This is a genomic window from Klebsiella sp. K5-204 (assembly GCF_030128585.1).
Classification (GTDB): Bacteria; Pseudomonadota; Gammaproteobacteria; order Enterobacterales; family Enterobacteriaceae; genus Klebsiella; species Klebsiella quasipneumoniae.
Genome location: NZ_JAKUZS010000018.1, coordinates 1 through 26340 on the forward strand (window position 1 = coordinate 1; position 26340 = coordinate 26340).

At 52.6% G+C, this 26340-nt stretch carries 46 protein-coding genes and 1 pseudogene; 7 read left to right on the plus strand and 40 right to left on the minus strand.

Annotation, left to right across the window (positions count from 1 at the left end; genetic code table 11):
• Positions 1-318: 318 nt before the first annotated feature.
• A complete protein-coding gene (locus MKR05_RS25855) occupies positions 319-873 on the plus strand; it encodes a gamma carbonic anhydrase family protein (protein WP_044524944.1) in 555 nt (184 codons plus the stop codon).
• On the opposite strand, the gene MKR05_RS25860 is transcribed toward MKR05_RS25855, so the two are convergent.
• From MKR05_RS25860 to dprA, 6 genes are read right to left on the minus strand one after another with little or no spacing between them, the layout of a single operon-like run.
• Entirely contained in the window at positions 849-1106 is a 258-nt protein-coding gene (locus MKR05_RS25860; RefSeq protein ID WP_048298473.1) for a DUF1488 domain-containing protein, read from the minus strand. The two genes, MKR05_RS25855 and MKR05_RS25860, sit on opposite strands and share 25 nt — an antisense overlap.
• Positions 1103-1921: a shikimate dehydrogenase gene (aroE, locus tag MKR05_RS25865; RefSeq protein ID WP_032454195.1), complete on the minus strand. Its 819-nt coding sequence runs from the start codon at positions 1919-1921 to the stop codon at positions 1103-1105. The genes MKR05_RS25860 and aroE overlap by 4 nt, the downstream gene beginning before the upstream one ends.
• 3 nt (positions 1922-1924) lie before the next feature.
• On the minus strand, positions 1925-2497 hold the full coding sequence (gene tsaC / locus MKR05_RS25870; RefSeq protein WP_004206805.1) for an L-threonylcarbamoyladenylate synthase type 1 TsaC: 573 nt from the start codon (positions 2495-2497) through the stop codon (positions 1925-1927).
• Between the two features lie 4 nt (positions 2498-2501).
• Positions 2502-3044, minus strand: a complete 543-nt coding sequence (locus tag MKR05_RS25875) for a type I DNA topoisomerase (protein ID WP_023291168.1) — start codon at positions 3042-3044, stop codon at positions 2502-2504.
• Between the two features lie 26 nt (positions 3045-3070).
• On the minus strand, positions 3071-3544 hold the full coding sequence (gene smg, locus MKR05_RS25880) for a DUF494 family protein Smg (protein WP_002919137.1): 474 nt from the start codon (positions 3542-3544) through the stop codon (positions 3071-3073).
• On the minus strand, positions 3516-4640 hold the full coding sequence (gene dprA, locus MKR05_RS25885; RefSeq protein WP_238875343.1) for a DNA-protecting protein DprA: 1125 nt from the start codon (positions 4638-4640) through the stop codon (positions 3516-3518). The genes smg and dprA overlap by 29 nt, the downstream gene beginning before the upstream one ends.
• 128 nt (positions 4641-4768) lie before the next feature.
• Here dprA and def point away from each other — a divergent pair, with 128 nt between their 5' ends.
• The 5 genes from def (at position 4769) to mscL (ending at position 9531) form a co-directional block, all read left to right on the plus strand.
• Positions 4769-5278, plus strand: coding sequence for a peptide deformylase (gene def / locus MKR05_RS25890; protein ID WP_284118961.1), 510 nt, complete (start codon positions 4769-4771; stop codon positions 5276-5278).
• Positions 5279-5292: 14 nt separating this feature from the next.
• Positions 5293-6240, plus strand: coding sequence for a methionyl-tRNA formyltransferase (gene fmt / locus MKR05_RS25895; protein WP_238875344.1), 948 nt, complete (start codon positions 5293-5295; stop codon positions 6238-6240).
• Between the two features lie 52 nt (positions 6241-6292).
• A complete protein-coding gene (gene rsmB, locus MKR05_RS25900) occupies positions 6293-7588 on the plus strand; it encodes a 16S rRNA (cytosine(967)-C(5))-methyltransferase RsmB (protein WP_238875346.1) in 1296 nt (431 codons plus the stop codon).
• A 13-nt stretch (positions 7589-7601) separates the two neighbouring features.
• On the plus strand, positions 7602-8978 hold the full coding sequence (trkA, locus tag MKR05_RS25905) for a Trk system potassium transporter TrkA (RefSeq protein ID WP_002919153.1): 1377 nt from the start codon (positions 7602-7604) through the stop codon (positions 8976-8978).
• A 139-nt stretch (positions 8979-9117) separates the two neighbouring features.
• Positions 9118-9531 (plus strand): large-conductance mechanosensitive channel protein MscL, encoded by a 414-nt coding sequence (mscL, locus tag MKR05_RS25910; RefSeq protein ID WP_004145325.1) that lies wholly within the window; start codon positions 9118-9120, stop codon positions 9529-9531.
• On the opposite strand, the gene MKR05_RS25915 is transcribed toward mscL, so the two are convergent.
• The 31 genes from MKR05_RS25915 to rpsJ form a co-directional block, all read right to left on the minus strand.
• A complete protein-coding gene (locus MKR05_RS25915; protein ID WP_023291171.1) occupies positions 9467-9745 on the minus strand; it encodes an alternative ribosome-rescue factor A in 279 nt (92 codons plus the stop codon). The genes mscL and MKR05_RS25915 overlap by 65 nt on opposite strands.
• A 57-nt stretch (positions 9746-9802) precedes the next feature.
• The gene (gene zntR, locus MKR05_RS25920; RefSeq protein WP_023291172.1) at positions 9803-10228 is read right to left on the minus strand and encodes a Zn(2+)-responsive transcriptional regulator; all 426 of its coding nucleotides are present in this window, start codon (positions 10226-10228) and stop codon (positions 9803-9805) included.
• Positions 10229-10230: 2 nt separating this feature from the next.
• A complete protein-coding gene (locus tag MKR05_RS25925; protein ID WP_032454201.1) occupies positions 10231-10599 on the minus strand; it encodes a DUF1992 domain-containing protein in 369 nt (122 codons plus the stop codon).
• Between the two features lie 107 nt (positions 10600-10706).
• Positions 10707-11093 (minus strand): 50S ribosomal protein L17, encoded by a 387-nt coding sequence (rplQ, locus tag MKR05_RS25930; RefSeq protein ID WP_002919206.1) that lies wholly within the window; start codon positions 11091-11093, stop codon positions 10707-10709.
• A 40-nt stretch (positions 11094-11133) separates the two neighbouring features.
• Complete coding sequence (locus MKR05_RS25935; RefSeq protein ID WP_002919219.1) at positions 11134-12123, minus strand: DNA-directed RNA polymerase subunit alpha; 990 nt, start codon at positions 12121-12123, stop codon at positions 11134-11136.
• A 25-nt stretch (positions 12124-12148) separates the two neighbouring features.
• On the minus strand, positions 12149-12769 hold the full coding sequence (rpsD, locus tag MKR05_RS25940; RefSeq protein WP_002919224.1) for a 30S ribosomal protein S4: 621 nt from the start codon (positions 12767-12769) through the stop codon (positions 12149-12151).
• 33 nt (positions 12770-12802) lie between these two features.
• Entirely contained in the window at positions 12803-13192 is a 390-nt protein-coding gene (gene rpsK, locus MKR05_RS25945; protein WP_002919257.1) for a 30S ribosomal protein S11, read from the minus strand.
• A 16-nt stretch (positions 13193-13208) separates the two neighbouring features.
• Entirely contained in the window at positions 13209-13565 is a 357-nt protein-coding gene (rpsM, locus tag MKR05_RS25950) for a 30S ribosomal protein S13 (RefSeq protein ID WP_002919259.1), read from the minus strand.
• A gap of 146 nt (positions 13566-13711) precedes the next feature.
• A complete protein-coding gene (gene rpmJ, locus MKR05_RS25955; RefSeq protein WP_000868187.1) occupies positions 13712-13828 on the minus strand; it encodes a 50S ribosomal protein L36 in 117 nt (38 codons plus the stop codon).
• 33 nt (positions 13829-13861) lie between these two features.
• Complete coding sequence (gene secY, locus MKR05_RS25960; protein WP_002919515.1) at positions 13862-15193, minus strand: preprotein translocase subunit SecY; 1332 nt, start codon at positions 15191-15193, stop codon at positions 13862-13864.
• A gap of 7 nt (positions 15194-15200) precedes the next feature.
• The gene (gene rplO / locus MKR05_RS25965) at positions 15201-15635 is read right to left on the minus strand and encodes a 50S ribosomal protein L15 (protein ID WP_002919516.1); all 435 of its coding nucleotides are present in this window, start codon (positions 15633-15635) and stop codon (positions 15201-15203) included.
• A 3-nt stretch (positions 15636-15638) separates the two neighbouring features.
• Entirely contained in the window at positions 15639-15818 is a 180-nt protein-coding gene (rpmD, locus tag MKR05_RS25970; protein WP_001140434.1) for a 50S ribosomal protein L30, read from the minus strand.
• Between the two features lie 3 nt (positions 15819-15821).
• Positions 15822-16325, minus strand: a complete 504-nt coding sequence (gene rpsE, locus MKR05_RS25975; RefSeq protein WP_002919545.1) for a 30S ribosomal protein S5 — start codon at positions 16323-16325, stop codon at positions 15822-15824.
• A 14-nt stretch (positions 16326-16339) separates the two neighbouring features.
• Complete coding sequence (rplR, locus tag MKR05_RS25980; RefSeq protein WP_000358960.1) at positions 16340-16693, minus strand: 50S ribosomal protein L18; 354 nt, start codon at positions 16691-16693, stop codon at positions 16340-16342.
• A 9-nt stretch (positions 16694-16702) separates the two neighbouring features.
• Positions 16703-17236, minus strand: coding sequence for a 50S ribosomal protein L6 (rplF, locus tag MKR05_RS25985; RefSeq protein WP_002919662.1), 534 nt, complete (start codon positions 17234-17236; stop codon positions 16703-16705).
• Positions 17237-17248: 12 nt separating this feature from the next.
• Positions 17249-17641 (minus strand): 30S ribosomal protein S8, encoded by a 393-nt coding sequence (gene rpsH / locus MKR05_RS25990; RefSeq protein ID WP_002919665.1) that lies wholly within the window; start codon positions 17639-17641, stop codon positions 17249-17251.
• A 33-nt stretch (positions 17642-17674) separates the two neighbouring features.
• Positions 17675-17980, minus strand: coding sequence for a 30S ribosomal protein S14 (gene rpsN / locus MKR05_RS25995; protein ID WP_002919667.1), 306 nt, complete (start codon positions 17978-17980; stop codon positions 17675-17677).
• 14 nt (positions 17981-17994) lie between these two features.
• Complete coding sequence (gene rplE, locus MKR05_RS26000; protein ID WP_001096200.1) at positions 17995-18534, minus strand: 50S ribosomal protein L5; 540 nt, start codon at positions 18532-18534, stop codon at positions 17995-17997.
• 14 nt (positions 18535-18548) lie between these two features.
• Complete coding sequence (gene rplX / locus MKR05_RS26005; RefSeq protein ID WP_000729185.1) at positions 18549-18863, minus strand: 50S ribosomal protein L24; 315 nt, start codon at positions 18861-18863, stop codon at positions 18549-18551.
• 10 nt (positions 18864-18873) lie between these two features.
• A complete protein-coding gene (gene rplN / locus MKR05_RS26010; RefSeq protein ID WP_002919748.1) occupies positions 18874-19245 on the minus strand; it encodes a 50S ribosomal protein L14 in 372 nt (123 codons plus the stop codon).
• Between the two features lie 165 nt (positions 19246-19410).
• Positions 19411-19665: a 30S ribosomal protein S17 gene (gene rpsQ / locus MKR05_RS26015; RefSeq protein WP_002919751.1), complete on the minus strand. Its 255-nt coding sequence runs from the start codon at positions 19663-19665 to the stop codon at positions 19411-19413.
• Entirely contained in the window at positions 19665-19856 is a 192-nt protein-coding gene (gene rpmC / locus MKR05_RS26020; RefSeq protein WP_002919754.1) for a 50S ribosomal protein L29, read from the minus strand. The genes rpsQ and rpmC overlap by 1 nt, the downstream gene beginning before the upstream one ends.
• Positions 19856-20266 (minus strand): 50S ribosomal protein L16, encoded by a 411-nt coding sequence (gene rplP, locus MKR05_RS26025; RefSeq protein WP_002919759.1) that lies wholly within the window; start codon positions 20264-20266, stop codon positions 19856-19858. Before rplP ends, rpmC begins: the two co-directional genes overlap by 1 nt.
• 12 nt (positions 20267-20278) lie before the next feature.
• Positions 20279-20977 carry a 30S ribosomal protein S3 gene (gene rpsC / locus MKR05_RS26030; protein ID WP_002919766.1) on the minus strand — a complete coding sequence of 233 codons (699 nt, stop codon included), beginning with the start codon at positions 20975-20977 and terminating at the stop codon, positions 20279-20281.
• Between the two features lie 17 nt (positions 20978-20994).
• Positions 20995-21327: a 50S ribosomal protein L22 gene (rplV, locus tag MKR05_RS26035; protein ID WP_002919773.1), complete on the minus strand. Its 333-nt coding sequence runs from the start codon at positions 21325-21327 to the stop codon at positions 20995-20997.
• Between the two features lie 14 nt (positions 21328-21341).
• Complete coding sequence (gene rpsS, locus MKR05_RS26040) at positions 21342-21620, minus strand: 30S ribosomal protein S19 (protein ID WP_001138115.1); 279 nt, start codon at positions 21618-21620, stop codon at positions 21342-21344.
• A 16-nt stretch (positions 21621-21636) separates the two neighbouring features.
• Positions 21637-22458 (minus strand): 50S ribosomal protein L2, encoded by an 822-nt coding sequence (rplB, locus tag MKR05_RS26045; protein ID WP_002919786.1) that lies wholly within the window; start codon positions 22456-22458, stop codon positions 21637-21639.
• A 17-nt stretch (positions 22459-22475) separates the two neighbouring features.
• Positions 22476-22778, minus strand: coding sequence for a 50S ribosomal protein L23 (rplW, locus tag MKR05_RS26050; protein ID WP_000617546.1), 303 nt, complete (start codon positions 22776-22778; stop codon positions 22476-22478).
• Positions 22775-23380, minus strand: coding sequence for a 50S ribosomal protein L4 (gene rplD / locus MKR05_RS26055; protein WP_002919794.1), 606 nt, complete (start codon positions 23378-23380; stop codon positions 22775-22777). Before rplD ends, rplW begins: the two co-directional genes overlap by 4 nt.
• A 10-nt stretch (positions 23381-23390) precedes the next feature.
• The gene (gene rplC / locus MKR05_RS26060; RefSeq protein ID WP_002919796.1) at positions 23391-24020 is read right to left on the minus strand and encodes a 50S ribosomal protein L3; all 630 of its coding nucleotides are present in this window, start codon (positions 24018-24020) and stop codon (positions 23391-23393) included.
• Positions 24021-24052: 32 nt separating this feature from the next.
• The gene (gene rpsJ, locus MKR05_RS26065; protein WP_001181005.1) at positions 24053-24364 is read right to left on the minus strand and encodes a 30S ribosomal protein S10; all 312 of its coding nucleotides are present in this window, start codon (positions 24362-24364) and stop codon (positions 24053-24055) included.
• Positions 24365-24746: 382 nt separating this feature from the next.
• On the opposite strand from rpsJ, the gene MKR05_RS26070 reads away from it, so the two are divergent.
• Positions 24747-25232, plus strand: coding sequence for an A24 family peptidase (locus MKR05_RS26070; RefSeq protein WP_048298474.1), 486 nt, complete (start codon positions 24747-24749; stop codon positions 25230-25232).
• Here MKR05_RS26070 and bfr read toward each other — a convergent pair.
• The 3 genes and pseudogenes from bfr to tuf form a co-directional block, all read right to left on the minus strand.
• Positions 25216-25692 carry a bacterioferritin gene (gene bfr / locus MKR05_RS26075; protein ID WP_004206792.1) on the minus strand — a complete coding sequence of 159 codons (477 nt, stop codon included), beginning with the start codon at positions 25690-25692 and terminating at the stop codon, positions 25216-25218. The genes MKR05_RS26070 and bfr overlap by 17 nt on opposite strands.
• Before the next feature lie 73 nt (positions 25693-25765).
• Positions 25766-25960: a bacterioferritin-associated ferredoxin gene (bfd, locus tag MKR05_RS26080; RefSeq protein ID WP_004152415.1), complete on the minus strand. Its 195-nt coding sequence runs from the start codon at positions 25958-25960 to the stop codon at positions 25766-25768.
• Between the two features lie 180 nt (positions 25961-26140).
• A pseudogene (tuf, locus tag MKR05_RS26085) lies at positions 26141-26340 on the minus strand (elongation factor Tu); the annotation flags it as partial.

Below are 26340 nucleotides of genomic sequence, written 5' to 3' on the forward strand. Positions count from 1 at the left end.
CGCTTTAGCGCTCTGTCGCGAGGTGGCGTATATTACGCTTTCCTCTTTCAGAGTCAACCCGTTTTTCAGGATTTTTCTCTTCAACCGAACCGGCTGTTTGTGTGAAGTGATTCACATCCGCCGTGTCAGTGGGAGCGCATTATAGGGATCCCATTTTTTTGCACAAGCCTTTTTTCGATCTTTTTTTCTGAATGGTGATTTTTCACCCTTTTCGCCGTGTAATTGCGCGATTTGCTCAATTTTCACCGTTTTCAGGGGTTGCAGAGCGAGATAAAAGCCACCAAAGTCTTCTTACGCTCCCGTATTTTTGAGGTCAACATGTCTGCTCACCTGCGTCCCTATAAAACATTTTTCCCGCAAATCGGTCTTCGCGTCATGATTGACGCATCCAGCGTCGTCATCGGTGATGTCAGAATTGCCGATGACGTCAGCGTCTGGCCTCTGGTCGCCATTCGCGGCGACGTCAATTTCGTGTCGATAGGTCAACGTAGCAATATTCAGGACGGCAGCGTTCTACACGTGACCCATAGATCCTCTTACAAGCCTGAGGGAAATCCACTGATCATTGGAGAGGATGTGACGGTTGGTCACAAAGTGATGCTGCACGGCTGCACTATCGGCAACCGCGTGCTGGTTGGTATGGGTTCGATCTTGTTAGATGGTGTCGTGGTTGGTGATGACGTCATGATTGGCGCGGGAAGTCTGGTGCCGCAGAATAAACAGCTTGAAAGCGGCTTCCTTTACTTTGGCAATCCGGTCAAACAGATCCGCCCCCTGACAGAGGCGGAGCGGGAAGGCCTAAAATATTCAGCAAATAACTATGTGAAATGGAAAGATGAATATCTGGATCAGGAGAGCCAGACCCAACCCTGAGCATCTTCCTGATTATCGCGGATCAATGCCTCAGCCTCTTCCTCAAGATCCCAACGATGTTCCCGGAATGCGGCCAGCCACTGCGCTGGCCCCTCTGCGCCAAAACGCTGCTGCAGGATCTGCCCTGAAATTACGCAGGTTAATTGCATCCCATTCACCAGCGCGGGAAAAACCACGCCCTGCCGTTCGGCATCCCATGATTCCCGATCGGGAAACTGAATCGCCTGATTCATGCATTCAGTTCCTGTTGCAGCTTTTCTATAACCGGGGTGATAGCCGGCAGGACGCCGTGCCATAGCAGAACAGCATGGGCGGCTTGCGCCACCAGCATTCCCAGCCCGTCAGCGCAGTGGGTTGCGCCATGCTGCTGGCACCACTGAAGAAATGGCGTCGCCCCTTTCTGGTAAAACATGTCATAGCAATACACGTCGGGGTTAACAACAGACGCCGGGATAGCCGGCACATCACCCTCTATCCCACTGGATGTTGCATTGACGATCAGATCGAAAGTTTCCCCGGCTAAGGTATCCATTTCCCGGGCGCTGACGCTGCCGGTATGGGCGAAGAGCGTGGCTAACTCATGGGCGCGAGCATAGGTGCGATTGACGATCGTCACAGCGCACCCCAGCGACAGCAGCGGCAGCAGTACCCCACGCGATGCGCCACCGGCACCGATAAGCAGGATCCGCTGGCGTGGCTTAATGAATCCCAGACGCTCCAGATCGCTCAGAAGACCAATACCATCCGTGTTGTCGCCCAGCAAACGCCCATCTTCCAGACGTTTCAGGGTATTCACCGCTCCCGCCAGCGCAGCGCGTTCTGTCAGTTCATCCGCGCGCGCAAAGGCTTCTTCTTTGAAAGGAACGGTAACGTTGGCGCCCTTTCCTCCTTCCGCAAAAAACTGATTCAGAGAAGAGACAAAATCGTCCAGCGGCGCCAGCACACGTCCATAAGGATGGGTAATCCCTAACTGGCGGGCAAAAAGGTGGTGAATAGAAGGCGACTTGCTGTGCGCAATCGGATTACCAAAAACAGCGTAGGTTTCCATGATTCACCCCTGGCGGAACAGTTCACCCGTCAGGGCATCACGTATTTCAGATGGATTTTGACGTCCGCCCGTAGCGCCATCCACGACCGGGAAGCTGTCACCAAACTGAGCACGGACCTCTGCGGTAGTGCGGCAAGGCGGTTGACCGGTGAGATTGGCGCTCGTCGAGACCAGCGGTTTTCCGTAGGCTTCGCACAATTCAATCACCAGCGGATGGTTGGTTACGCGTACGGCCAACGAATCAAAACGACCCGTCAGCCAGCGTGGCGTTTCAGGACGAGCCGGGAATACAAACGTCACCGGTCCTGGCCAGCAGGAAAAGATTGCTGCCCGCTGCGAGTCACTTAACCGAGAATCATCAATATAGGGCTTCAGCTGCTCAAAGCTAGCGGCGATAAGGATCAATCCCTTCTCAACAGGACGCTGCTTCAGCTCCAGCAGACGCATAACGGCCGTTTCGCTGTCAGGGTCGCAGCCGACACCAAAAACAGCTTCCGTGGGATAGGCGATGACATGTTCATTATTCAGGACCGCCACGGCATGGGCGACGGCTTCTGAGGGCAGGTTATTGTTCACTGATTTATTCCGCCGGGATCGGCTTTCCACATTGTTTACTGGCACAGAAGCGTCTGAGCCCCTGCGCCGTCTTCTTTTCTATTAACAGCGGGTAATGGCATTCAGGGCATTCGCCCGCCACCGGTTTAAAATTGATAACGAACTGGCAATCAGGATAGCGATCGCAGGAATGAAAGGTTTTACCGAAACGGGAACGACGCTGGACCAGATGGCCTTGTCCGCACTGCGGGCAAGCAATAGCCGTCTCATCTGGTTTATCAATTAGCTCGGTATGTTCGCATTCCGGATAGCGGCTACAGCCAATGAACATCCCAAAACGCCCCTGGCGTAGCACCATAACCGCGCCGCACGATGGGCATGCTTGCCCCTCCAGCACCTTAACGACATGCCCGTCCGCCTGACTTTTCAGGGGACGGATATAGTCACAGTCCGGATAATGCGAACAGCCGAGAAACGGGCCATGTTTCCCGGAACGGATCACCAGTTCAGCCCCGCACTGCGGGCAGGGCTCATTTTTACGCACCGAAAACAGTGCTGATTTGGTCATAACAACTCGATGTTGCTGCAAAAAGATTAATGCAGCATACCTTCATTTACTTCGAAGAGTAATTCTTCCATTTGCTGATAGGCGTTTTCACAGCCCGGAATATTGAACAGTACCATCAGGATGACCCATTTCAGGTCCTCCAGCTCAAATTCTGCCGTATCCAGCGCCAGTACGCGCTCTATCACCATTTCTCGCGTTTCGAGGTTCAACACCTGAATCTGCTCGAGGAAGAGTAAAAATCCCCGGCAACTGGCATCCAGACGCTGGCACTCCTCTTCGGTATATACCCGAAGCGACAGTGGGTCGGAAGCGAGCTGCATGGGTTCAACGAGACCTTCCTGATAATCAGCCAGTTTCTCGAGCCACATTAACGCGTTATAGATATCTTCCCGCTCAAAACCTGCGTCGGTAAGATCCCGCGTCAGTTTGTCCTGATCCACGCGCATTTCTGCTTCGCTATGGATGTAAGTTTCAAACAAATACATGAGTACGTCGAACATGGCTTGCCCTCCTTAATCGGACATAGCCGCCGGGTACAGCTGCGATCCAGCCTGCTAACTCCAGTTCAAGTAGCTGAGCTACGGTTACTGGCACAGATTGGCCGGCACGTTCAGCGACAACGTCAACAGGTGTTACCTCATCTCCTACGTTAGCCAGGAGCTCCGGAAATGGCAATGCTACAGACGGCTGATCAGCGCAATTATTTATCGAATCAGACGTATCAGTTAGCCAGGTCAGCTCGTTGTGCCAGTATTCCACAATATCCTCTGGCGAGGTCACCGGCACCGCGCCTTGCTTAATTAACCAGTGTGGGCCTTCCGATCCCGGATTGCCTATCGGCCCAGGCAGGGCAAACACATCCCTTCCCTGCTCCAGAGCACAGCGGACGGTAACCAGCGAGCCGCTTCGCAATGCCGCCTCAACCACCAACACGCCCAGGCTCAGGCCGCTGATAATCCGGTTGCGCCTGGGGAAATGCGCGGGAAGCGGCGGCGTTATTAGTGGAAATTCAGACACCAGCGCACCGCCATTATCGATGATCTGCTGGGCGAGGCTTGCATGGCGCCGCGGATAAACCTTACCCAGTCCGTTGCCCAGTACCGCGATGGTTTTGCCCTCGGCCGCGAGCGCGCCGCGATGCGCTACGCCATCAATGCCTAACGCCAGCCCACTGGTGATAGTCATTCCTTTACGCGCCAACGTTTCGCTGAACAGCTTCCCCCAGCGAGCGCCATACCAGGAATGCAGGCGACTACCAATAACGGCAAGCTGCGCGCTGTGAAGCAGAGCGGGATCGCCGCTGACCAACAACGCACCGGGGTAATCAGCGATGGCCCTTAGCCGAAACGGAAAGCGCGGATCGTCGGCCCGTAACAGATGATGTTCCGGGTTCTCCAGCCAGCGCCGCGTCTCATCAAGCTCACGCCCGTCAAGCCGAAAAAATAACGTTGCTTGCGCCGCGGACATCCCGACAGCATGCAGCGCTTCACGATCAACGCTGGCGGCTGCGCATAAGCGCTGTGCGATCTTCAGCATTCTGTCGCCATACAAGTTACTGACCTTCATCAGCCGCAGCCAAATCTCGTCGGGCGTCATCCTTACCCCCTGCCATAAGCGGTATTGACAATCTTTGCGATTGGACAGTGAGACTGTCAATTGCAGGGTGTTTTGTCTAGAATAGAGCTAATAATCTTATCAACTCCTGAATACGACTCTGGAACTTTATGGCAGTTTTGCAAGTGTTACATATTCCGGACGAGCGCCTTCGCAACGTCGCCGAGCCGGTCAAAGAAGTGAATGCGGAAATTCAGCGTATCGTCGATGATATGTTCGACACCATGTACGCTGAGGAGGGCATTGGTCTGGCCGCGACCCAGGTCGATATCCATCAGCGCATTATCGTTATTGATGTGTCGGAAAATCGTGAAGAGCAGCTGGTGTTAATCAACCCGGAGCTGCTGGAAAAAGATGGCGAAACGGGCATCGAAGAAGGCTGCCTGTCGATTCCGGAACAGCGCGCCCTGGTGCCGCGTGCGGAAAAAGTGAAGATCCGAGCGCTGGATCGCGACGGTAAGCCATTTGAACTGGAGGCCGATGGCCTGCTGGCTATCTGTATTCAGCATGAGATGGATCATCTGGTCGGCAAACTGTTTATTGATTATCTGTCACCGCTCAAACAACAGCGCATTCGTCAGAAGGTTGAGAAACTGGATCGTTTACGTTCCCGTGCCTGATAACAAGGAATACCGTGTCACAATCACTACGTATCATTTTCGCCGGCACCCCCGATTTTGCAGCGCGTCATCTTGACGCGCTGTTGTCGTCTGAACATCAGGTTGTTGGCGTATTCACTCAGCCAGACCGTCCTGCTGGCCGCGGCAAAAAATTGATGCCGAGCCCGGTAAAGGTGCTGGCTGAAGCCCATAACTTACCTGTATTCCAGCCATCTTCCCTGCGTCCGCAGGACAACCAACAATTAGTCGCCGATCTCGGCGCCGATATCATGGTGGTGGTGGCGTACGGTTTGATTCTCCCGAAAGCGGTGCTGGAGATGCCCCGTCTGGGCTGCATCAACGTTCACGGCTCCCTGCTACCGCGTTGGCGTGGCGCAGCGCCGATCCAGCGTTCGCTGTGGGCCGGGGATAGCGAAACAGGCGTAACCATCATGCAGATGGACGTCGGCCTTGATACGGGTGATATGCTGTATAAGCTTTCCTGCCCCATTACCGCAGAGGATACCAGCAGCAGCCTGTACGATAAGCTGGCCGAGCTCGGCCCTCAAGGTCTGCTGGCAACCTTAGCCCAGCTGGCCAACGGCACCGCACAGCCTGAAGTACAGGATGAATCGCTGGTGTGCCACGCCGAGAAGCTGAGTAAAGAAGAAGCTCGCATCGACTGGTCGCTTTCTGCCGCACAGCTGGAGCGCTGCATCCGCGCCTTTAATCCGTGGCCAATGAGTTGGCTGGAAATTGACGGGCAGCCGCTAAAAGTGTGGCGGGCATCGGTCATTGCCGAAGCCGCGCATGCCGAACCGGGTACTATCGTGGCAGCAACCAAACAGGGTATCCAGGTCGCCACGGGCGATGGGATCCTCAGTCTGGAGTCGCTACAGCCTGCGGGTAAAAAAGCGATGAGCGCCCAGGATTTACTCAATTCCCGCCGGGAGTGGTTTACTCCTGGCACCCGTCTCGCCTGACGGTCGTCTCTTCTGAAGCCCGGGTTCGCCGGGCATTTTTATTTTTGCGCTTATGAAAAAGAATATAAATTTACGCAGCCTGGCCGCCCAGGCTATCGAGCAAGTCGTTGAAAAAGGTCAGTCTTTAAGCAACGTCCTGCCCCCTCTACAGCAAAAAGTCAGCGATAAAGACAAAGCGCTGCTGCAGGAGCTGTGTTTTGGCGTACTGCGTACGCTCAGCCAGCTGGAGTGGCTTATCAGCAAGCTGATGACGCGCCCGATGACCGGCAAACAGCGCACCGTGCACTTTCTGATTATGGTTGGGCTCTATCAGTTACTCTACACCCGCATCCCTCCGCACGCCGCGCTGGCTGAAACGGTAGAAGGCGCGGTGGCGATTAAGCGCCCGCAGCTTAAAGGGCTGATCAATGGGGTGTTACGCCAGTTTCAGCGCCAGCAGGAAGAGCTACTGGCAGAATTCGCCGGGCAGGAAAACCGCTACCTTCATCCCAAATGGCTGCTGAAGCGTCTGCAGCAGGCCTGGCCGCAACAATGGCAGGAGATCGTCGATGCAAACAACCAGCGCCCGCCGATGTGGCTGCGCGTTAACCGCAACCATCATTCCCGAGACGAATGGCTTGATCTGCTTAAAGAGGCCGGCTTAGAGGGCTTCACCCACCCTGACTATCCCGACGCCGTGCGTCTGGCCACCCCTGCCCCGGTCCATGCGTTGCCGGGTTTTGCCGAAGGATGGGTAACCGTTCAGGATGCCTCGGCCCAGGGCTGCATGCGCTATCTGCAGCCGGAAAACGGCGAGCGCATTCTCGATCTCTGCGCCGCGCCGGGCGGCAAGACGACGCATATTCTGGAAGTCGCTCCCCAGGCTGAGGTCATGGCGGTGGACATTGATGAACAGCGTCTTTCCCGCGTCTATGACAACCTGAAACGGCTGGGCATGAAAGCCGAAGTCAAACAGGGCGATGGTCGCTTCCCTGAGCAGTGGTGTGGCAGCGAGCAGTTCGATCGTATTCTGCTGGATGCCCCCTGTTCCGCCACCGGCGTTATTCGCCGCCACCCGGATATCAAATGGCTGCGCCGGGATCGGGATATCGGCGATTTAGCCCAGCTGCAGGCCGAGATCCTCAATGCCATCTGGGGGCATCTGAAGCCAGGCGGCACGTTGGTTTACGCTACCTGTTCTATTCTGCCGGAAGAGAATAGTCAGCAAATTGCCGCGTTCCTCGCGCGGACCCCGGATGCAGAGCTTCACGCAACCGGTACGCCGGCAAGCCCGGGACAGCAAAATCTGCCGGGTGCGGAAGAAGGCGATGGCTTCTTTTACGCTAAGCTAATCAAACGTCGGAACTAATGGATCACTGCAGATGAAGATTATTATTCTGGGCGCCGGCCAGGTCGGCGGCACGCTGGCGGAGAACCTCGTCGGCGAGAACAATGATATTACGCTGGTTGATACCAATGGCGACCGTCTGCGCAGCCTGCAGGATAAGTTCGACCTGCGTGTCGTCCAGGGGCACGGTTCTCACCCCCGCGTACTGCGCGAGGCAGGAGCCGATGATGCCGATATGCTGGTGGCGGTCACCAGTTCGGATGAAACCAACATGGTGGCCTGTCAGGTCGCCTATTCATTATTCAATACGCCAAACCGTATAGCCCGTATTCGTGCGCCTGATTACGTCCGCGATGCGGAAAAGCTCTTCAATTCTGAAGCTGTGCCCATCGATCACTTAATCGCTCCGGAACAGCTGGTCATCGACAATATTCATCGCCTGATAGAATATCCCGGCGCGCTGCAGGTCGTGAACTTCGCCGAAGGTAAAGTCAGCCTCGCCGTGGTGAAAGCCTATTACGGTGGTCCGCTGGTGGGGAATGCGTTGTCCACCATGCGCGAGCATATGCCGCATATCGATACGCGCGTGGCCGCCATTTTCCGCCACGATCGCCCCATCCGCCCACAGGGTTCGACGATTGTCGAGGCCGGCGATGAAGTCTTCTTTATTGCCGCCTCGCAGCATATTCGCGCGGTCATGAGCGAACTCCAGCGTCTGGAGAAACCTTACAAACGCATCATGTTGGTCGGCGGCGGCAATATTGGCGCGGGCCTGGCCCATAAGCTGGAAAAAGACTACAGCGTTAAGCTTATCGAGCGCAATCAGCAGCGAGCCGCTGAGCTGGCTGAAAAACTGCAGCATACTATCGTCTTCTACGGTGATGCATCGGATCAGGAGCTGCTGGCCGAAGAGCATATTGACCAGGTGGACCTGTTTATTGCCGTCACTAACGATGACGAAGCAAACATCATGTCTGCGATGCTGGCCAAGCGAATGGGGGCCAAAAAAGTCATGGTGCTGATCCAGCGCAGAGCCTATGTGGATCTGGTTCAGGGTAGCGTCATTGATATCGCGATATCGCCTCAGCAGGCCACGATTTCCGCCCTCCTCAGCCATGTCCGTAAAGCCGATATTGTCGGCGTCTCCTCCCTGCGCCGCGGCGTTGCGGAAGCGATCGAAGCAGTGGCACACGGCGATGAGAGCACCTCGCGGGTAGTCGGGCGGTCGATCGATGAGATCAAACTTCCGCCGGGCACGATCATCGGCGCCGTCGTGCGCGGGAATGACGTGATGATCGCCAATAATAATCTGCGGATCGAACAGGGCGATCATGTGATCATGTTTTTGACTGATAAAAAGTTTATTTCCGATGTAGAAAGGCTGTTCCAGCCAAGCCCCTTCTTCCTGTAATTCCCAGGGCGTCGAACAGGCGCCTTTTATTATCCCTTATTTTTCAAAGGTTAATATTTTCCTGTAACGCTCTACGGGGAATGGCAAATGAAAATACATTTGTTAAACTTACAACGTCAGCTGGCTCAAGGAGAATAAAATGAGTTTTTTAAAAGAGTTTCGCGAATTCGCGATGCGCGGGAACGTTGTCGATTTGGCAGTGGGTGTGATCATCGGTGCAGCATTTGGTAAAATTGTTTCGTCACTGGTCGCGGATATTATTATGCCGCCGCTCGGCCTGTTGATTGGCGGGATCGATTTTAAACAGTTTGCCGTCACGCTGCGCGATGCCCAGGGTGATGTACCGGCAGTGGTGATGCACTACGGGGTGTTTATTCAGAACGTTTTCGATTTCATCATCGTCGCATTTGCCATTTTCATGGCGATTAAACTGATGAATAAGTTAAATCGTAAGAAAGAAGAGGCTCCGGCGGCACCGCCAGCGCCCTCTAAAGAAGAAGTCCTGCTGAGCGAAATTCGCGATCTGCTGAAAGAACAAAACAACCGTTCTTAATCAGCAGTGAAAGCAGAAGGCCAGTGGTAAAAAAGCGATTCGCTTGCTTGCCACTGGCCTCCCGGTCATTCCTTGCTGCATGTTTATCTTTACGTTGATAGCTTCCTTTCCCTTTCTTATTCTTCTCTACGCGCTGCCTGAATAATGGATCGTGGAGAAGTGCCTCAATGGCGTTATCTTTAATTTGTCCTTTGGTATGCTGATAGCGACTCATAGTAACTCCAGTGGATGTGTGAATTCCGCGCGAGTGTAGATCCGCGCGCACAAAAAATCAACGCCCGGTATTGCCGTTGCTGGCGCCTTGCTCAAGGGCCTCGAGGATCGAACAGTAAACGCTGCTGTGAGCTGTGCCGCAGCAGGCATCATTGAGCCGTTGCAGAGAGCGACGCATCGTTTGTAGCTCGTTGATCCGCGCCTCAACTTCGCTTAATCGCGCCTGAACGATCCCTTTCGACTCCTGACAGGTGTGATGCTCCGGATCGATACGGATCGACAATAATTCGCGGATCGCTTCCAGAGTAAAGCCCAGCTGACGGGCATAGCGAATAAAGCGCAAACGCTGAAGATCGTTATCCGAGTAAAGACGAAATCCCCCCTCAGTGCGCACGTCATGATCCATCATTTGCTGTTTTTCATAATAACGGATGGTATCTGGCGTCACATCAGCCAGTTTTGCCAGCTCACCAATACGATACATATTCACTCCTGATTAATTTTGTGCAGCAACGCATCGGCGTACTCACCGCGTAAAAAGTCGGTGTTCAGTCCTGCCTGACGCAGCTTAAGCTCGAGCAGAGCGAGGCGCTTGCTGAGTTCGGCATGCCGCGGGTCGTCCTGACGGACCCCCTTAAGCAAGTCTGCCAGAGCCACCGCTTCTTTGCGCTGCTCCAGCTCCGGGGGAAGACACCCTGCATTCTTCAGAAGGCGATAGCCTGCCCGCAGCTCGGCCGGTACATGCGAATCGTCATCGAGCGTTAGCGGCACGCCGCTACCGGGTAAATTATCGAACTCGCCTTTGGTTTGGGCATCGAGGATATGGCGTTCTGCCCACTGATCCAGTAACCACATTCTACGGCTCCGGGGATGAACAAAAAGAGTACAGATATTGTAGTGAAGTGGGGATGGGGTAGATATAAAAAAACCCGCCGGGGCGGGTTTTTTTACGTTACTACAGATTACTCTGCAGCAGCTTCTGCTTTCGGCTCAGCACGATCAACCAGCTCGATGTATGCCATCGGCGCGTTGTCGCCTGCACGGAAGCCACACTTCAGAATGCGAGTGTAACCACCGGCGCGGCTCGCGAAACGCGGGCCCAGCTCGTTAAACAGTTTTGCCACGATCTCGTTATCACGAGTACGGGCGAATGCCAGACGACGATTAGCAACGCTATCAGTCTTGGCAAGAGTAATCAGCGGCTCAACTACGCGACGCAGTTCTTTCGCTTTCGGCAGGGTCGTCTTGATGATTTCATGACGAACCAGCGAACCTGCCATGTTACGGAACATAGCCTGGCGATGGCTGCTGTTGCGGTTCAGTTGACGACCACTCTTACGATGGCGCATGACCTTATCCTTCTCAGTAAAACCTTAACCTGTGATCCGGTTACTCGTCAGCAATGCTTGCTGGTGGCCAGTTTTCCAGGCGCATGCCCAGAGACAGTCCACGGGAAGCCAGCACGTCTTTAATCTCAGTAAGAGATTTTTTACCCAGGTTCGGCGTTTTCAGCAACTCAACCTCGGTACGCTGTACCAGATCACCGATATAGTGGATAGCTTCTGCCTTGAGGCAGTTAGCAGAGCGGACAGTCAATTCCAGATCGTCAACAGGGCGCAGCAGGATCGGATCGAATTCTGGTTTCTCTTCTTTCACTTCTGGCTGACGTACATCACGTAAGTCAACAAAAGCTTCCAGTTGTTCAGCCAGGATGGTTGCCGCACGACGAATCGCCTCTTCAGGATCGATTGTGCCGTTGGTTTCCATTTCGATGACCAGCTTGTCCAGGTCGGTACGCTGTTCTACACGCGCAGCTTCAACATTGTAGGCAATACGCTCTACAGGGCTGTAGCAGGCGTCGACCAGCAGACGGCCGATTGGGCGCTCATCTTCTTCCGAATGAATTCGGGCAGAAGCCGGCACATAACCGCGACCGCGCTGAACTTTGATACGCATGCTGATAGCAGCGTTCTCATCAGTCAGGTGGCAAATCACGTGCTGCGGCTTGACGATTTCGACATCACCGTCGTGGGTAATGTCGGCTGCGGTCACAGGGCCAATGCCAGATTTATTCAAAGTAAGGATGACTTCATCTTTACCCTGAACTCTCACCGCCAGCCCTTTCAGGTTGAGCAGGATTTCAAGGATGTCTTCCTGAACGCCTTCTTTGGTGCTGTACTCGTGCAGTACACCATCAATCTCAACCTCGGTCACCGCGCAACCCGGCATCGATGAGAGCAGAATACGGCGCAGTGCGTTACCCAGAGTATGGCCGAAGCCACGCTCTAAAGGCTCAAGGGTCACCTTGGCGTGCGTCGAACTCACTTGCTCGATATCGACCAGGCGCGGTTTTAGAAACTCTGTCACAGAACCCTGCATTGTGTCCTCTCTTTGGTACTAAGCTTTACTTGGAGTAAAGCTCGACGATCAGGTGTTCGTTAATGTCCGCAGACAGATCAGAACGCTCCGGCTGACGCTTGAACGTACCTTCCATCTTGCCAGCATCAACTTCCAGCCAGGTTGGCTTTTCACGCTGCTCAGCCAGCTCCAGAGCGGCTTTCACGCGAGATTGCTTTTTCGCTTTCTCACGAATGCTGACAACGTCATTCGCTTTAACCTGATAAGAAGCGATGTTAACAACACGACCGTTTACCATAATCGCTTTGTGGCTAACCAGCTGGCGTGCTTCAGCACGAGTGGCGCCGAAGCCCATACGGTATACAACGTTGTCCAGACGACCTTCCAGCAGAGCCAACAGGTTTTCACCGGTGTTGCCTTTCAGACGTGCTGCTTCTTTATAGTAGTTACGGAACTGACGCTCCAGCACACCGTACATACGGCGAACTTTTTGCTTTTCACGCAACTGCACACCATAGTCAGACAGACGCGGCTTACGCGCACCGTGCTGGCCAGGAGCTTGTTCAATTTTACACTTGGTATCGATCGCGCGAACGCCAGACTTAAGGAATAAGTCGGTGCCCTCACGACGGCTCAGCTTGAGCTTAGGACCCAAATATCTTGCCATTTTCTTTCTCCAACTAACCTGGAAAACGCAGCGTTATACGCGACGTTTTTTCGGCGGACGACAACCGTTATGAGGGATCGGAGTCACATCAGTAATATTAGTGATGCGGAAACCAGCGGCGTTCAGTGCACGAATGGTAGATTCGCGACCCGGACCCGGACCTTTGACCATAACTTCCAGATTCTTGATGCCGTATTCTTTTACGGCTTCTGCGCAACGCTCTGCTGCAACCTGAGCTGCGAACGGAGTGGATTTGCGAGAACCACGGAAACCGGAACCACCGGCTGTTGCCCAACCCAGTGCGTTACCCTGACGATCAGTAATGGTAACGATGGTGTTGTTAAAAGAAGCATGGATATGAGCCACGCCGTCAGAGACTTGTTTTCTTACACGCTTACGTGCACGAATTGGTGCCTTTGCCATTATTCAATCACCCCGATTATTTCTTGATCGGTTTACGCGGACCCTTACGGGTACGTGCGTTGGTCTTGGTACGCTGACCGCGAACCGGGAGACCACGACGATGACGCAAACCACGGTAGCAACCAAGGTCCATCAGACGCTTGATGCTCAGGGTGATTTCACGGCGCAGATCACCTTCAACGACAAATTTACCTACTGCTTCACGCAGAATATCAATTTGTTCTTCAGACAGCTCACTGATCTTAACATTTTCAGCGATGCCCGTTTCAGCGCAGATGGCTTTAGAACGGGTTTTGCCGATACCGAAAATAGCGGTTAAAGCGATTACGGTATGTTTGTGATCAGGAATGTTAATGCCTGCTATACGGGCCACTATGCACTCCTACTATTTAATATGTACGCACCATGCTGAAAAGCCCGTTTTCAGGATACTCAAATGGAAACGTACAGACATACAAAAGATTGGCTGGCTAATCTAGCCAGCTCAATCCAACTTTGCAAGAAAAATATGCGAAAAAATCAGCCTTGGCGCTGTTTATGCTTCGGCTCGGCACTGCAAATCACACGGATGACGCCATCACGCTTAACGATTTTGCAGTTACGGCATAATTTCTTGACGGAAGCACGAACTTTCATTTTTACTCTCCGTAACTTCTCGGGCGACCAGTTTTAGCGGCCGTAGCCTTTCAGGTTCGCCTTCTTCAATGCAGACTCATACTGACTGGACATCATCAGAGTTTGCACTTGAGCCATAAAGTCCATAATCACGACAACAACGATAAGCAGCGAGGTCCCACCGAAGTAGAACGGCACTTTCATCGCGTCACGCATGAACTCCGGGATCAGGCAGATAAAAGTAATGTACAACGCACCAACCAGAGTCAGGCGAGTCATCACTTTATCGATATACTTCGCCGTTTGCTCTCCCGGACGAATTCCTGGTACAAATGCACCGGACTTCTTCAGGTTATCTGCTGTTTCACGCGGGTTGAAAACCAACGCCGTGTAGAAGAAACAGAAGAAGATGATTGCAGACGCATAGAGTAACACATAAAGCGGTTGCCCAGGCTGCAAATACAGCGAAATTGTTGTCAGCCAGTTCCAACCAGTACCACCCCCGAACCATGACGTGATGGTTGCCGGGAACAGTATAATACTGGAAGCGAAGATTGCCGGGATTACCCCCGCCATATTCACTTTCAGCGGTAAATGTGTGCTCTGTGCAGCATAGACACGACGACCCTGTTGACGTTTCGCGTAGTTTACCACAATGCGGCGTTGCCCACGTTCAACGAATACAACAAAGAAGGTCACTGCAAATACTAATACTGCAACCAACAGCAACAGGAGGAAGTGCAGGTCGCCTTGACGCGCTTGCTCGATAGTATGGGCGATGGCCGGCGGGAGTCCCGCAACGATACCGGCGAAGATAATGATCGAGATACCGTTACCGATACCGCGTTCAGTGATCTGTTCGCCGAGCCACATCAGGAACATAGTCCCTGTGACCAGACTAACAACAGCGGTGAAATAGAATGCAAAGCCTGGATTAATCACCAGGCCCTGCATACCAGGCATATTCGGCAGACCGGTAGCAATACCGATCGACTGGAATATCGCCAGCACCAGAGTACCGTAGCGGGTGTACTGGCTGATCTTACGACGACCAGACTCCCCTTCTTTCTTCAGTTCCGCCAGCGGTTGATAAACCACCGTCAGCAGCTGCACGATGATTGATGCCGAGATATACGGCATAATCCCCAATGCAAAGATAGAAGCACGGCTGAGAGCACCACCAGAGAACATGTTGAACATTTCAATGATGGTGCCTCGCTGTTGCTCAAGCAGTTTGGCAAGTACAGCGGCATCAATACCAGGGATCGGAATAAAAGAGCCAATACGGAACACTATCAGCGCACCGACCACAAACAGAAGTCTGCGTTTCAGTTCGCCAAGGCCACCTTTGGCACTTTGAAAATCTAATCCCGGTTGTTTAGCCATCTGCTACTTATTCCTCAATTTTACCGCCAGCAGCTTCGATAGCAGCACGAGCACCTTTAGTCACACGCAGGCCACGAACAGTTACCGGACGAGTTACCTCACCAGACAGGATCACTTTCGCGAACTCGATCTGGACACCGATAATGTTAGCCGCTTTCAGCGCGTTCAGGTCTACTACATCGCCTTCTACGTGAGCCAGATCGGAGAGACGGATCTCTGCGGTGATCATCGCTTTACGAGAAGTGAAGCCGAATTTCGGCAGACGACGGTACAGAGGCATCTGACCACCCTCGAAACCGCGACGTACGCCACCGCCAGAACGAGATTTCTGACCTTTGTGACCACGACCACCGGTTTTACCGAGGCCAGAACCGATACCACGACCCAGGCGTTTACCCGCCTTTTTGGAGCCTTCGGCCGGAGACAGAGTATTTAAACGCATCTCTTACTCCTCAACTTTAACCATGAAGGAAACCGCGTTGACCATACCACGAACAGCAGGAGTATCCTCGCGCTCTACGGTGTGACCAATACGACGCAGACCCAGGCCAAGCAGCGTTGCCTTGTGTTTCGGCAGACGACCGATTGCACTGCGGGTTTGAGTAATTTTAATAGTCTTTGCCATGGTTTATTTCCCCAGAATTTCTTCAACGGATTTACCACGCTTGGCAGCGACCATATCCGGGGACTTCATGTTTTCCAGACCGTCGATAGTTGCACGAACCACGTTAATCGGGTTAGTGGAACCATACGCTTTAGCCAGAACGTTACGAACCCCAGCGACTTCCAGAACGGCGCGCATTGCACCACCGGCGATGATACCGGTACCTTCGGAAGCCGGCTGCATGAATACACGAGAACCCGTGTGAGTACCCTTAACCGGGTGCTGCAGGGTGCCGTGGTTCAGCGCGACGTTAATCATATTGCGACGGGCTTTTTCCATCGCTTTCTGGATCGCTGCTGGAACTTCACGCGCTTTACCGTAACCAAAACCAACGCGACCATTACCATCGCCAACTACAGTCAGAGCTGTGAAGGAGAAAATACGACCACCTTTAACGGTTTTAGATACGCGGTTTACCGCGATCAGCTTTTCCTGCAGTTCGCCAGCTTGTTTTTCGATGTGAGCCATCTTACACCTCTACCTTAGAACTGAAGGCCAGCTTCACGGGCAGCATCTGCCAGTGCCTGGACACGACCATGATATTGGAACCCGGAACGGTCAAAGGAAACATCTTTGATGCCTTTTTCCAGAGCGCGTTCAGCGACAGCTTTACCCACAGCTGCAGCAGCGTCTTTGTTACCGGTGTACTTCAGTTGTTCAGCGATAGCTTTTTCTACAGTAGAAGCAGCTACCAGAACTTCAGAACCATTCGGTGCAATTACCTGTGCGTAAATGTGACGCGGGGTACGATGTACCACCAGGCGAGTTGCGCCCAGCTCCTGGAGCTTGCGGCGTGCGCGGGTCGCACGACGGATACGAGCAGATTTCTTATCCATAGTGTTACCTTACTTCTTCTTAGCCTCTTTGGTACGCACGACTTCGTCGGCGTAACGAACACCCTTGCCTTTGTAAGGCTCAGGACGACGGTAGGCGCGCAGATCTGCTGCAACCTGGCCGATCACCTGCTTATCAGCGCCTTTCAGCACGATTTCAGTCTGAGTCGGACATTCTGCAGTGATACCCGCAGGCAGCTGATGATCAACCGGGTGAGAGAAACCTAAAGCCAGGTTTACTACATTCCCTTTGACCGCTGCACGATAACCTACACCAACCAGCTGCAGCTTCTTAGTGAAGCCTTCGGTAACACCGATAACCATTGAGTTCAGCAGGGCACGCGCGGTACCAGCCTGAGCCCAACCGTCTGCGTAACCATCACGCGGACCGAAGGTCAGTGCATTATCTGCATGTTTAACTTCAACAGCATCGTTGAGAGTACGAGTCAGCTCGCCGTTTTTACCTTTGATCGTAATAACCTGACCGTTGATTTTTACATCAACGCCGGCAGGAACAACGACCGGTGCTTTAGCAACACGAGACATTTTTTCCTCCGATTAGGCTACGTAGCAGATAATTTCGCCACCAAGACCAGCCTGGCGCGCTGCACGATCAGTCATAACACCTTTAGAGGTAGAAACAACTGCGATACCCAGACCGGCCATAACTTTCGGCAGCTCATCTTTTTTCTTATAGATGCGCAGACCTGGGCGGCTGACACGCTGAATGCTTTCTACAACAGCTTTACCCTGGAAATACTTAAGAGTCAGTTCCAGTTCCGGCTTGGTGTCGCCTTCAACTTTAAAATCTTCGATAAAACCTTCTTCCTTCAGCACGTTGGCGATTGCCACTTTCAGCTTGGAGGAAGGCATGGTGACCGCAGCTTTGTTCGCGGCCTGACCGTTACGGATACGGGTCAGCATATCCGCGATCGGATCTTGCATGCTCATCTGTCTTTACTCCCGTGATTCAATTGGTGACAATTACCAGCTAGCCTTTTTCAGACCCGGGATTTCACCGCGCATAGCGGCTTCACGGACCTTAATACGGCTCAACCCGAACTTCCGCAGGAAACCATGCGGACGACCTGTTTGACGGCAGCGGTTACGCTGACGAGACGGGCTGGAATCACGCGGCAGAGTCTGCAGCTTGAGAACGGCATTCCAACGATCTTCGTCGGTTGCGTTCACATCAGAGATGATAGCTTTCAGTTCAGCGCGTTTAGCGAAGAATTTATCAGCTAAAGCCACGCGCTTTACTTCGCGTGCTTTCATTGATTGCTTAGCCATTAAGTAACCCTACCTTACTTGCGGAACGGGAAGTCAAAGGCAGCCAGCAGAGCACGGCCTTCTTCGTCAGATTTCGCAGTAGTGGTAATGGTAATATCCAAACCACGAACGCGGTCGACTTTATCGTAGTCGATTTCTGGGAAGATGATCTGCTCACGGACACCCATGCTGTAGTTGCCACGACCGTCGAAAGACTTAGCGGACAGGCCGCGGAAGTCACGAATACGCGGTACAGCAATAGTGATCAGGCGCTCAAAGAACTCCCACATGCGTTCGCCACGCAGAGTTACTTTACAGCCGATCGGATAGCCCTGACGGATTTTGAAGCCTGCAACTGATTTGCGTGCTTTGGTGATCAGCGGTTTTTGACCGGAGATTGCTGCCAGGTCAGCTGCTGCGTTATCCAGCAGTTTCTTGTCAGCGATCGCTTCACCAACACCCATGTTCAGGGTGATCTTCTCGACCCGAGGGACTTGCATGACAGAATTGTAGTTAAACTCAGTCATGAGTTTCTTAACTACTTCGTCTTTGTAGTAATCATGCAGTTTCGCCATCGTACTACTCCAAATTACTTGATAGTTTCGCTGTTAGACTTGAAGAAACGGACTTTTTTGCCGTCTTCGAATCTAAAGCCTACACGGTCAGCCTTGCCGGTTGCCGCATTGAAGATTGCAACGTTAGAAACCTGAATTGCAGCTTCTTTTTCAACGATGCCGCCTGGTTGGTTCAGAGCCGGAACCGGCTTCTGGTGTTTCTTAACCAGGTTGATACCTTCAACAATGACCTTGCCGGAAGACAGGACATTCTTAACTTTACCGCGCTTACCTTTATCTTTACCGGTTAACACGATAACTTCGTCATCACGACGGATTTTCGCTGCCATGATTCGCTCCTTAGAGTACTTCTGGTGCCAGAGAGATAATTTTCATGAACTTCTCGGTACGAAGTTCACGAGTTACCGGCCCAAAAATACGCGTACCGATAGGCTGCTCGCTGTTATTGTTCAGAATAACGCATGCATTACCATCGAAGCGAATGACAGAACCGTCCGGGCGACGAACACCCTTCTTGGTGCGCACCACTACCGCCTTCAGCACATCACCTTTTTTGACCTTACCACGCGGAATTGCTTCTTTGATGGTGATCTTGATGATGTCGCCTACGCCTGCGTAGCGACGGTGCGAGCCACCCAGAACCTTGATACACATTACGCGACGTGCACCGGAGTTGTCGGCGACGTTCAGCATAGTCTGTTCTTGGATCATTTTAGTGCTCCGCTAATGTCAACTACTACTGAGACCCGAAAATTAGGGTCGTTAAAAAGCCCCATATCGAGGGCGCGGCATTATAACACCACAAACCAGATATGGGTAGAAAAAATAAACGGCTCATCGCTGAGCCGTTTATCCGTATCGAGAATGCGTACTCTATTACAGAACCGCTTTCTCTACAACGCGAACCAGCGTCCAGGACTTAGTCTTGGACAGCGGACGGCATTCGCGGATTTCAACCTTGTCGCCGATACCGCATTCGTTGTTCTCGTCATGTACGTGCAGTTTGGTCGTACGTTTGATGAATTTGCCGTAAACCGGGTGTTTCACCATACGTTCGATAGCAACAACAATGGATTTCTCCATTTTGTCGCTAACTACGCGACCTTGCAGAGTACGGATTTTATCGGTCATTACGCACCCGCCTTCTGAGTCAGTAAAGTCTTAACGCGTGCAACATCACGACGCACTTGCTTCAGCAGATGAGTCTGTTGCAGCTGGCCACTTGCAGCCTGCATGCGCAGGTTGAACTGCTCACGCAGCAGGTTCAGCAGCTCAGCGTTCAGCTCTTCAACGCTTTTTTCACGCAGCTCTTTTGCTTTCATTACATCACCGTCTTAGTTACAAAGGTGGTTTTGATCGGCAGTTTCGCTGCTGCCAGGCCGAATGCTTCACGGGCCAGCTCTTCCGGTACACCGTCCATTTCATACAGGACTTTACCCGGCTGAATCAAGGCAACCCAGTACTCCACGTTACCTTTACCTTTACCCATACGAACTTCCAGCGGCTTCTCGGTGATCGGTTTGTCCGGGAATACACGGATCCAGATCTTACCTTGACGCTTAACTGCACGGGTCATAGCACGACGTGCTGCTTCGATCTGACGTGCAGTCAGACGACCACGGCCAACAGCTTTCAGACCGAAAGTGCCGAAGCTAACATCCGTACCCTGCGCCAGACCACGGTTGCGGCCTTTGTGCACTTTACGGAATTTTGTACGCTTTGGTTGTAACATCAGCGACGCTCCTTATTTACGGCCTTTACGCTGCTGCTTTTTAGGTTGAGCAGCCGGTTCCGGTTGTTCAACAGCAGCCATACCACCCAGGATCTCACCTTTGAAGATCCATACCTTAACGCCGATTACACCGTAAGTGGTGTGCGCTTCAGAGGTGTTGTAGTCGATGTCAGCACGCAGAGTGTGCAGCGGTACGCGACCTTCACGGTACCATTCGGTACGTGCGATTTCCGCGCCGCCCAGACGGCCGCTAACTTCAACTTTGATACCTTTAGCGCCCAGACGCATTGCGTTCTGTACAGCACGCTTCATCGCACGACGGAACATAACGCGACGTTCCAGCTGAGAAGTGATGCTGTCAGCAACCAGTTTTGCGTCCAGTTCAGGTTTACGAACTTCGGCGATATTGATCTGTGCAGGTACGCCAGCGATATCCGCTACGACCTTGCGCAGTTTTTCTACGTCTTCGCCTTTCTTACCGATAACGATACCCGGGCGAGCGGTGTGAATGGTCACACGGATGCTCTTAGCCGGACGCTCGATAACGATGCGAGATACAGACGCTTTAGCCAGTTCTTTAGTCAGGAACTGACGTACTTTAAAATCGCTGTCCAGGTTGTCAGCGAATTCTTTGGTGTTCGCGAACCAGGTAGAGTTCCATGGTTTGACAATACCCAGGCGAATACCATTAGGATGTACTTTCTGACCCATTGCTAGTCTCCAGAGTCTCAGCGATCGGACACAACCACAGTGATGTGGCTGGTGCGCTTCAGGATGCGATCTGCACGACCTTTAGCACGCGGCATAATGCGCTTCATGCTCGGGCCTTCGTCTACGAAAATTTTCGCAACTTTCAGATCATCAATGTCAGCGCCATCGTTGTGTTCAGCGTTAGCAATGGCAGATTCCAGTACCTTCTTGACCAGTACAGCAGCTTTTTTGTTGGTGTAGGTCAGAATATCCAGGGCCTGCGACACTTTCTTACCGCGAATCAGGTCAGCTACAAGGCGAACCTTCTGAGCAGAAGAACGAGCATGGCGATGTTGAGCTAAAGTTTCCATCTCTTCCTCCTACCTTATTTCTTCTTCGCTTTTTTATCAGCAGCGTGGCCGCGATAAGTACGAGTCGGTGCGAATTCACCCAGTTTGTGACCGACCATTTCGTCGGAAACAAATACTGGAACGTGCTGACGACCATTATGGACAGCGATGGTCAAACCGATCATGTTAGGAAAGATCGTTGAACGACGGGACCAAGTGCGCAGGGGCTTCTTGTCTCCGCTTTCCACCGCTTTCTCTACCTTCTTCAGCAAGTGCAGGTCAATAAAAGGACCTTTCTTGAGAGAACGTGGCATGGCTTATCCTCTAAAATTATTTGCTACGGCGACGTACGATGAATTTATCAGTACGCTTGTTGCTGCGGGTCTTCTTACCTTTGGTCTGCAGGCCCCACGGGGATACCGGGTGCTTACCAAAGTTACGACCTTCACCACCACCATGTGGGTGGTCTACTGGGTTCATCGCAGTACCGCGAACGGTAGGACGAACACCACGCCAGCGTGCAGCACCTGCTTTACCCAGAACGCGCAGCATATGCTCAGCATTGCCAACTTCGCCCAGAGTAGCGCGGCAGTCTGCTTCGACTTTACGCATTTCACCAGAACGCAGACGCAGGGTGACATAAGCACCGTCGCGAGCAACGATCTGAACGTAAGTACCAGCGGAACGAGCCAGCTGACCGCCTTTACCTGGTTTCATTTCTACGTTATGAACGGTAGAACCAACCGGGATATTGCGCATCGGCAGGGTGTTGCCTGCTTTGATTGCAGCATCAACGCCAGACTGAATCTGGTCGCCAGCTTTCAGGCCTTTCGGGGCCAGGATGTAACGGCGCTCGCCGTCTTTGTACAGAACCAGCGCGATGTTCGCGGAGCGGTTCGGATCGTACTCAAGACGTTCAACAACTGCCGGGATACCATCTTTGTTGCGTTTGAAGTCAACAATACGGTAAGCCTGCTTGTGGCCACCACCGATATGACGGGTGGTGATACGGCCATTGTTGTTACGACCACCGGATTTGCTGTTTTTTTCCAGCAACGGAGCAAAAGGTTTGCCCTTGTGCAGCTCTGGGTTAACCACTTTAACGACGTGGCGACGACCCGGAGATGTCGGTTTACATTTAACAACTGCCATTGTATTACTCCTCCGACTTACTCAGCGCCGCCAACGAAGTCCAGATTCTGGCCTTCTTTCAGGGTGACGTAAGCTTTTTTCCAGTCGCTACGACGACCGATACGCTGTCCGTGACGTTTAACTTTCCCTTTAACAACCAGGGTGTTAACGACTTCGACTTCGACTTCAAACAGTTTCTGCACAGCAGCTTTGATTTCTGCTTTGGTCGCGTCTTTAGCAACTTTGAGAACGATGGTGTTTGTTTTTTCCATCGCAGTAGACGCTTTTTCAGAAACGTGCGGTGCGCGCAGCACCTTCAGCAGACGTTCTTCACGAATCATGCCAGCATCTCCTCAACTTGCTTAACAGCATCAGCAGTCATTACGACTTTGTCGAAGGCGATCAGGCTAACCGGGTCGATACCGTTCGCATCACGTACGTCAACCTTGTGCAGGTTACGTGCGGCCAGGAACAGGTTCTCGTCCAGCTCACCGGTGATGATCAGCACATCTTCCAGAGCCATGTCTTTCAGTTTCTGTGCCAGCAGCTTAGTTTTCGGCGCTTCAACAGAGAACTTCTCGACAACGATCAGACGATCCTGACGTACCAGTTCGGACAGGATGCTTTTCAGCGCGCCGCGGTACATCTTCTTGTTAACTTTTTGACTGTGGTCCTGCGGACGAGCAGCAAAGGTCACGCCACCGGAACGCCAGATCGGGCTCTTGATAGAACCAGAACGCGCACGGCCGGTACCTTTCTGGCGCCACGGTTTTTTACCGGAGCCAGTGATTTCAGCACGAGTCTTCTGAGCACGAGTGCCCTGACGCGCACCAGCTGCATAAGCAACAACAACCTGGTGAACCAGCGCTTCGTTGAAATCACGACCGAAGGTAGTTTCGGAAACAGTCAGCGCGCTCTGCGCGTCTTTCAATACTAATTCCATTGCTATCTCCTCACGCCTTCACAGCTGGTTTAACGATCAGGTCGCTACCGGTCGCACCCGGGACAGCACCTTTAACCAGCAGCAGGTTGCGCTCAGCGTCAACACGTACTACGTCCAGGCTCTGAACGGTTACACGCTCATTACCCAGCTGACCTGCCATTTTCTTGCCTTTGAACACTTTGCCCGGAGTCTGGTTCTGACCGATAGAACCCGGAACGCGGTGGGACAAGGAGTTACCGTGAGTAGCGTCCTGGGTACGGAAGTTCCAGCGCTTAACGGTACCAGCAAAACCTTTACCTTTAGAGGTACCGGTTACGTCAACTTTTTTAACGTCAGCAAACAGTTCAACGCTAATGTTCTGACCTACGGTGAATTCTTCGCCGTCAGCCAGACGGAATTCCCACAGACCACGGCCAGCTTCAACGCCAGCTTTAGCGAAGTGACCCGCTTCCGGCTTGGTTACACGGTTAGCTTTTTTAGCACCGGTGGTAACCTGGATTGCGCGGTAGCCATCGTTAGCCAGGTCTTTAACCTGAGTAACACGGTTTGCTTCAACTTCGATTACGGTTACTGGGATAGAAACGCCATCTTCAGTGAAGATGCGGGTCATGCCCACTTTTTTACCGACTAAACCAATCATTGTTTCAACCTCTCAATCGCTCGATGACCTGATTAACCCAGGCTGATCTGCACGTCTACACCGGCAGCCAGATCCAGACGCATCAGAGCATCAACGGTTTTTTCAGTTGGCTCAACGATGTCAACCAGACGCTTGTGAGTGCGAATTTCGTACTGGTCACGCGCGTCTTTGTTGACGTGCGGGGAGATCAGAACGGTAAAGCGCTCTTTGCGGGTCGGCAGCGGGATCGGACCACGGACTTGCGCACCAGTGCGCTTAGCAGTCTCGACGATTTCCGCGGTTGATTGATCGATCAGACGATGATCAAACGCTTTCAGGCGGATACGGATTCTTTGGTTCTGCATGAGACCAGAGCTCCAATTATTTTATAGACGAAATGATTACTCCTCATACCCATTACGATTGATGGGAGAGTGTAACCGTTCTTACATAGCCCCCCGATTGGGGACATTGTTTGATAACCCAACTGCGATTACCAGGGTTCATATTGAACCGGCCGTCAACTTTGACAGGCCCGCGCATTATACGCAAATTCTGGCGCTACGCAAGTGCTGTTTAGAAAATCATCACCAGGATTTGCGCACCTTCGCGCTAGCGAACGGTACCGGGTGAAAACGCGGCAATTTAACGCGGATGGCGCCATCCATTCCAGGAAAGTCCCTTTTGCACTGAACGGGGACAATAAGCATAGTGAGACGATGTTCTTTGACGATTGCGGGGTTAACCATGCTCGCCGCCCTCCCCTTCTTGCTGTGCTATAGCGGATTGACCTTAGCCTTATGCCACCAGGACCTGCGTCACGGCCTGCTGCCCGACCGTTACACCTGTCCCCTGCTGTGGAGTGGTTTGCTTTTTTATCTCTGTCTGGCGCCGCACCAGCTTCATGATGCCGTCTGGGGGGCGATAGCCGGCTATCTCTATTTGGCTGCGCTTTACTGGCTATATCGCGGGATCCGCGGCTATGAGGGATTGGGGTATGGGGATATCAAATATCTCGCCGCCCTCGGCGCCTGGCATGGCTGGCGATTGCTGCCGCAGCTTCTACTGGTGGCATCGCTGCTCGCCTGCGCGGTGTGGGCAGTATCAGGTTTGTACGCCAGGTACGGCGGGAGCAGTAAATGGAGGGGGAACAACCCGCTGCCGTTTGGGCCATTTCTGGCGGCCGCGGGTTTCTGGTGCGGGTGTCAGACGCTGGCTAGTCTGACACTTTGATCTGCGACTGCAGGTAATTTTGCAGACCGATTTTGCCGATCAGATCGAGTTCGGTTTCCAGCCAGTCGATATGGCCTTCTTCATCCGCCAGGATCTCAATCATCATATCGCGGCTGACGTAGTCATGGACGCTGTCGGCATAGGCGATCGCCTCGCGCAGGTTTTGCGCCCCCTCCAGCTCCAGTCTTAAATCGGACTGCAGCATCTCTTCCACATCTTCACCGATGCCAAGTTTGCCGAGATCCTGCAGATTCGGGATACCTTCGAGAAAAAGAATACGCTCGATGTATTTATCGGCGTGCTTCATTTCGTCGATGGATTCGTGGTACTCAATATCGTTGAGGCGCATCAGGCCCCAGTTTTTGAACATTCTCGCATGGAGAAAGTACTGATTAATTGCGACCAGCTCATTTCCCAATAATTTATTGAGATAACTTATGATTTTGACATCACCTTTCATTATATAGTCCCTCCGCTTCCACTCATTGAAGCGTAGTCCGGCCTATAGGGATGTCAAAAGAGAAGCGTGGACTTCAGGCGATTTCTTTGAATTCCGGCATGGTGGTTAATTCATCTTCCATAACTTCCCGCGCCGCGCGAACACACTTACCGCATTGATTTCCAACGGGAACAAACTTACGTAATTGCTGAAAAGATTGCGGTTGAAACTGGCGAACAACCTGGCGAATTTTTTTATCGCTGACGCCATTGCACAAACAAACGTACATATAAACTCCCGTTCAATTTATGCACAAATATTAAATGAGAATAGTTATGATTACAATAGACCATTTACTCATTATCCGCCGCAGCGCACGTTATGAATCGCCAGTAGCACCGCCCTTTTCGCTGAACGACGGACAACAAAAAGGGCGCCGAAGCGCCCTTTTTTATTCAAAGCTAACGAATTAGCCCAGAACTTTAGCTACAACGCCCGCGCCAACGGTACGGCCGCCTTCACGGATTGCGAAACGCAGACCGTCGTCCATCGCGATCGGGTGGATCAGGGTAACAACCATTTTGATGTTGTCGCCCGGCATTACCATCTCTACGCCTTCCGGCAGTTCGATGGTGCCAGTCACGTCAGTAGTACGGAAGTAGAACTGCG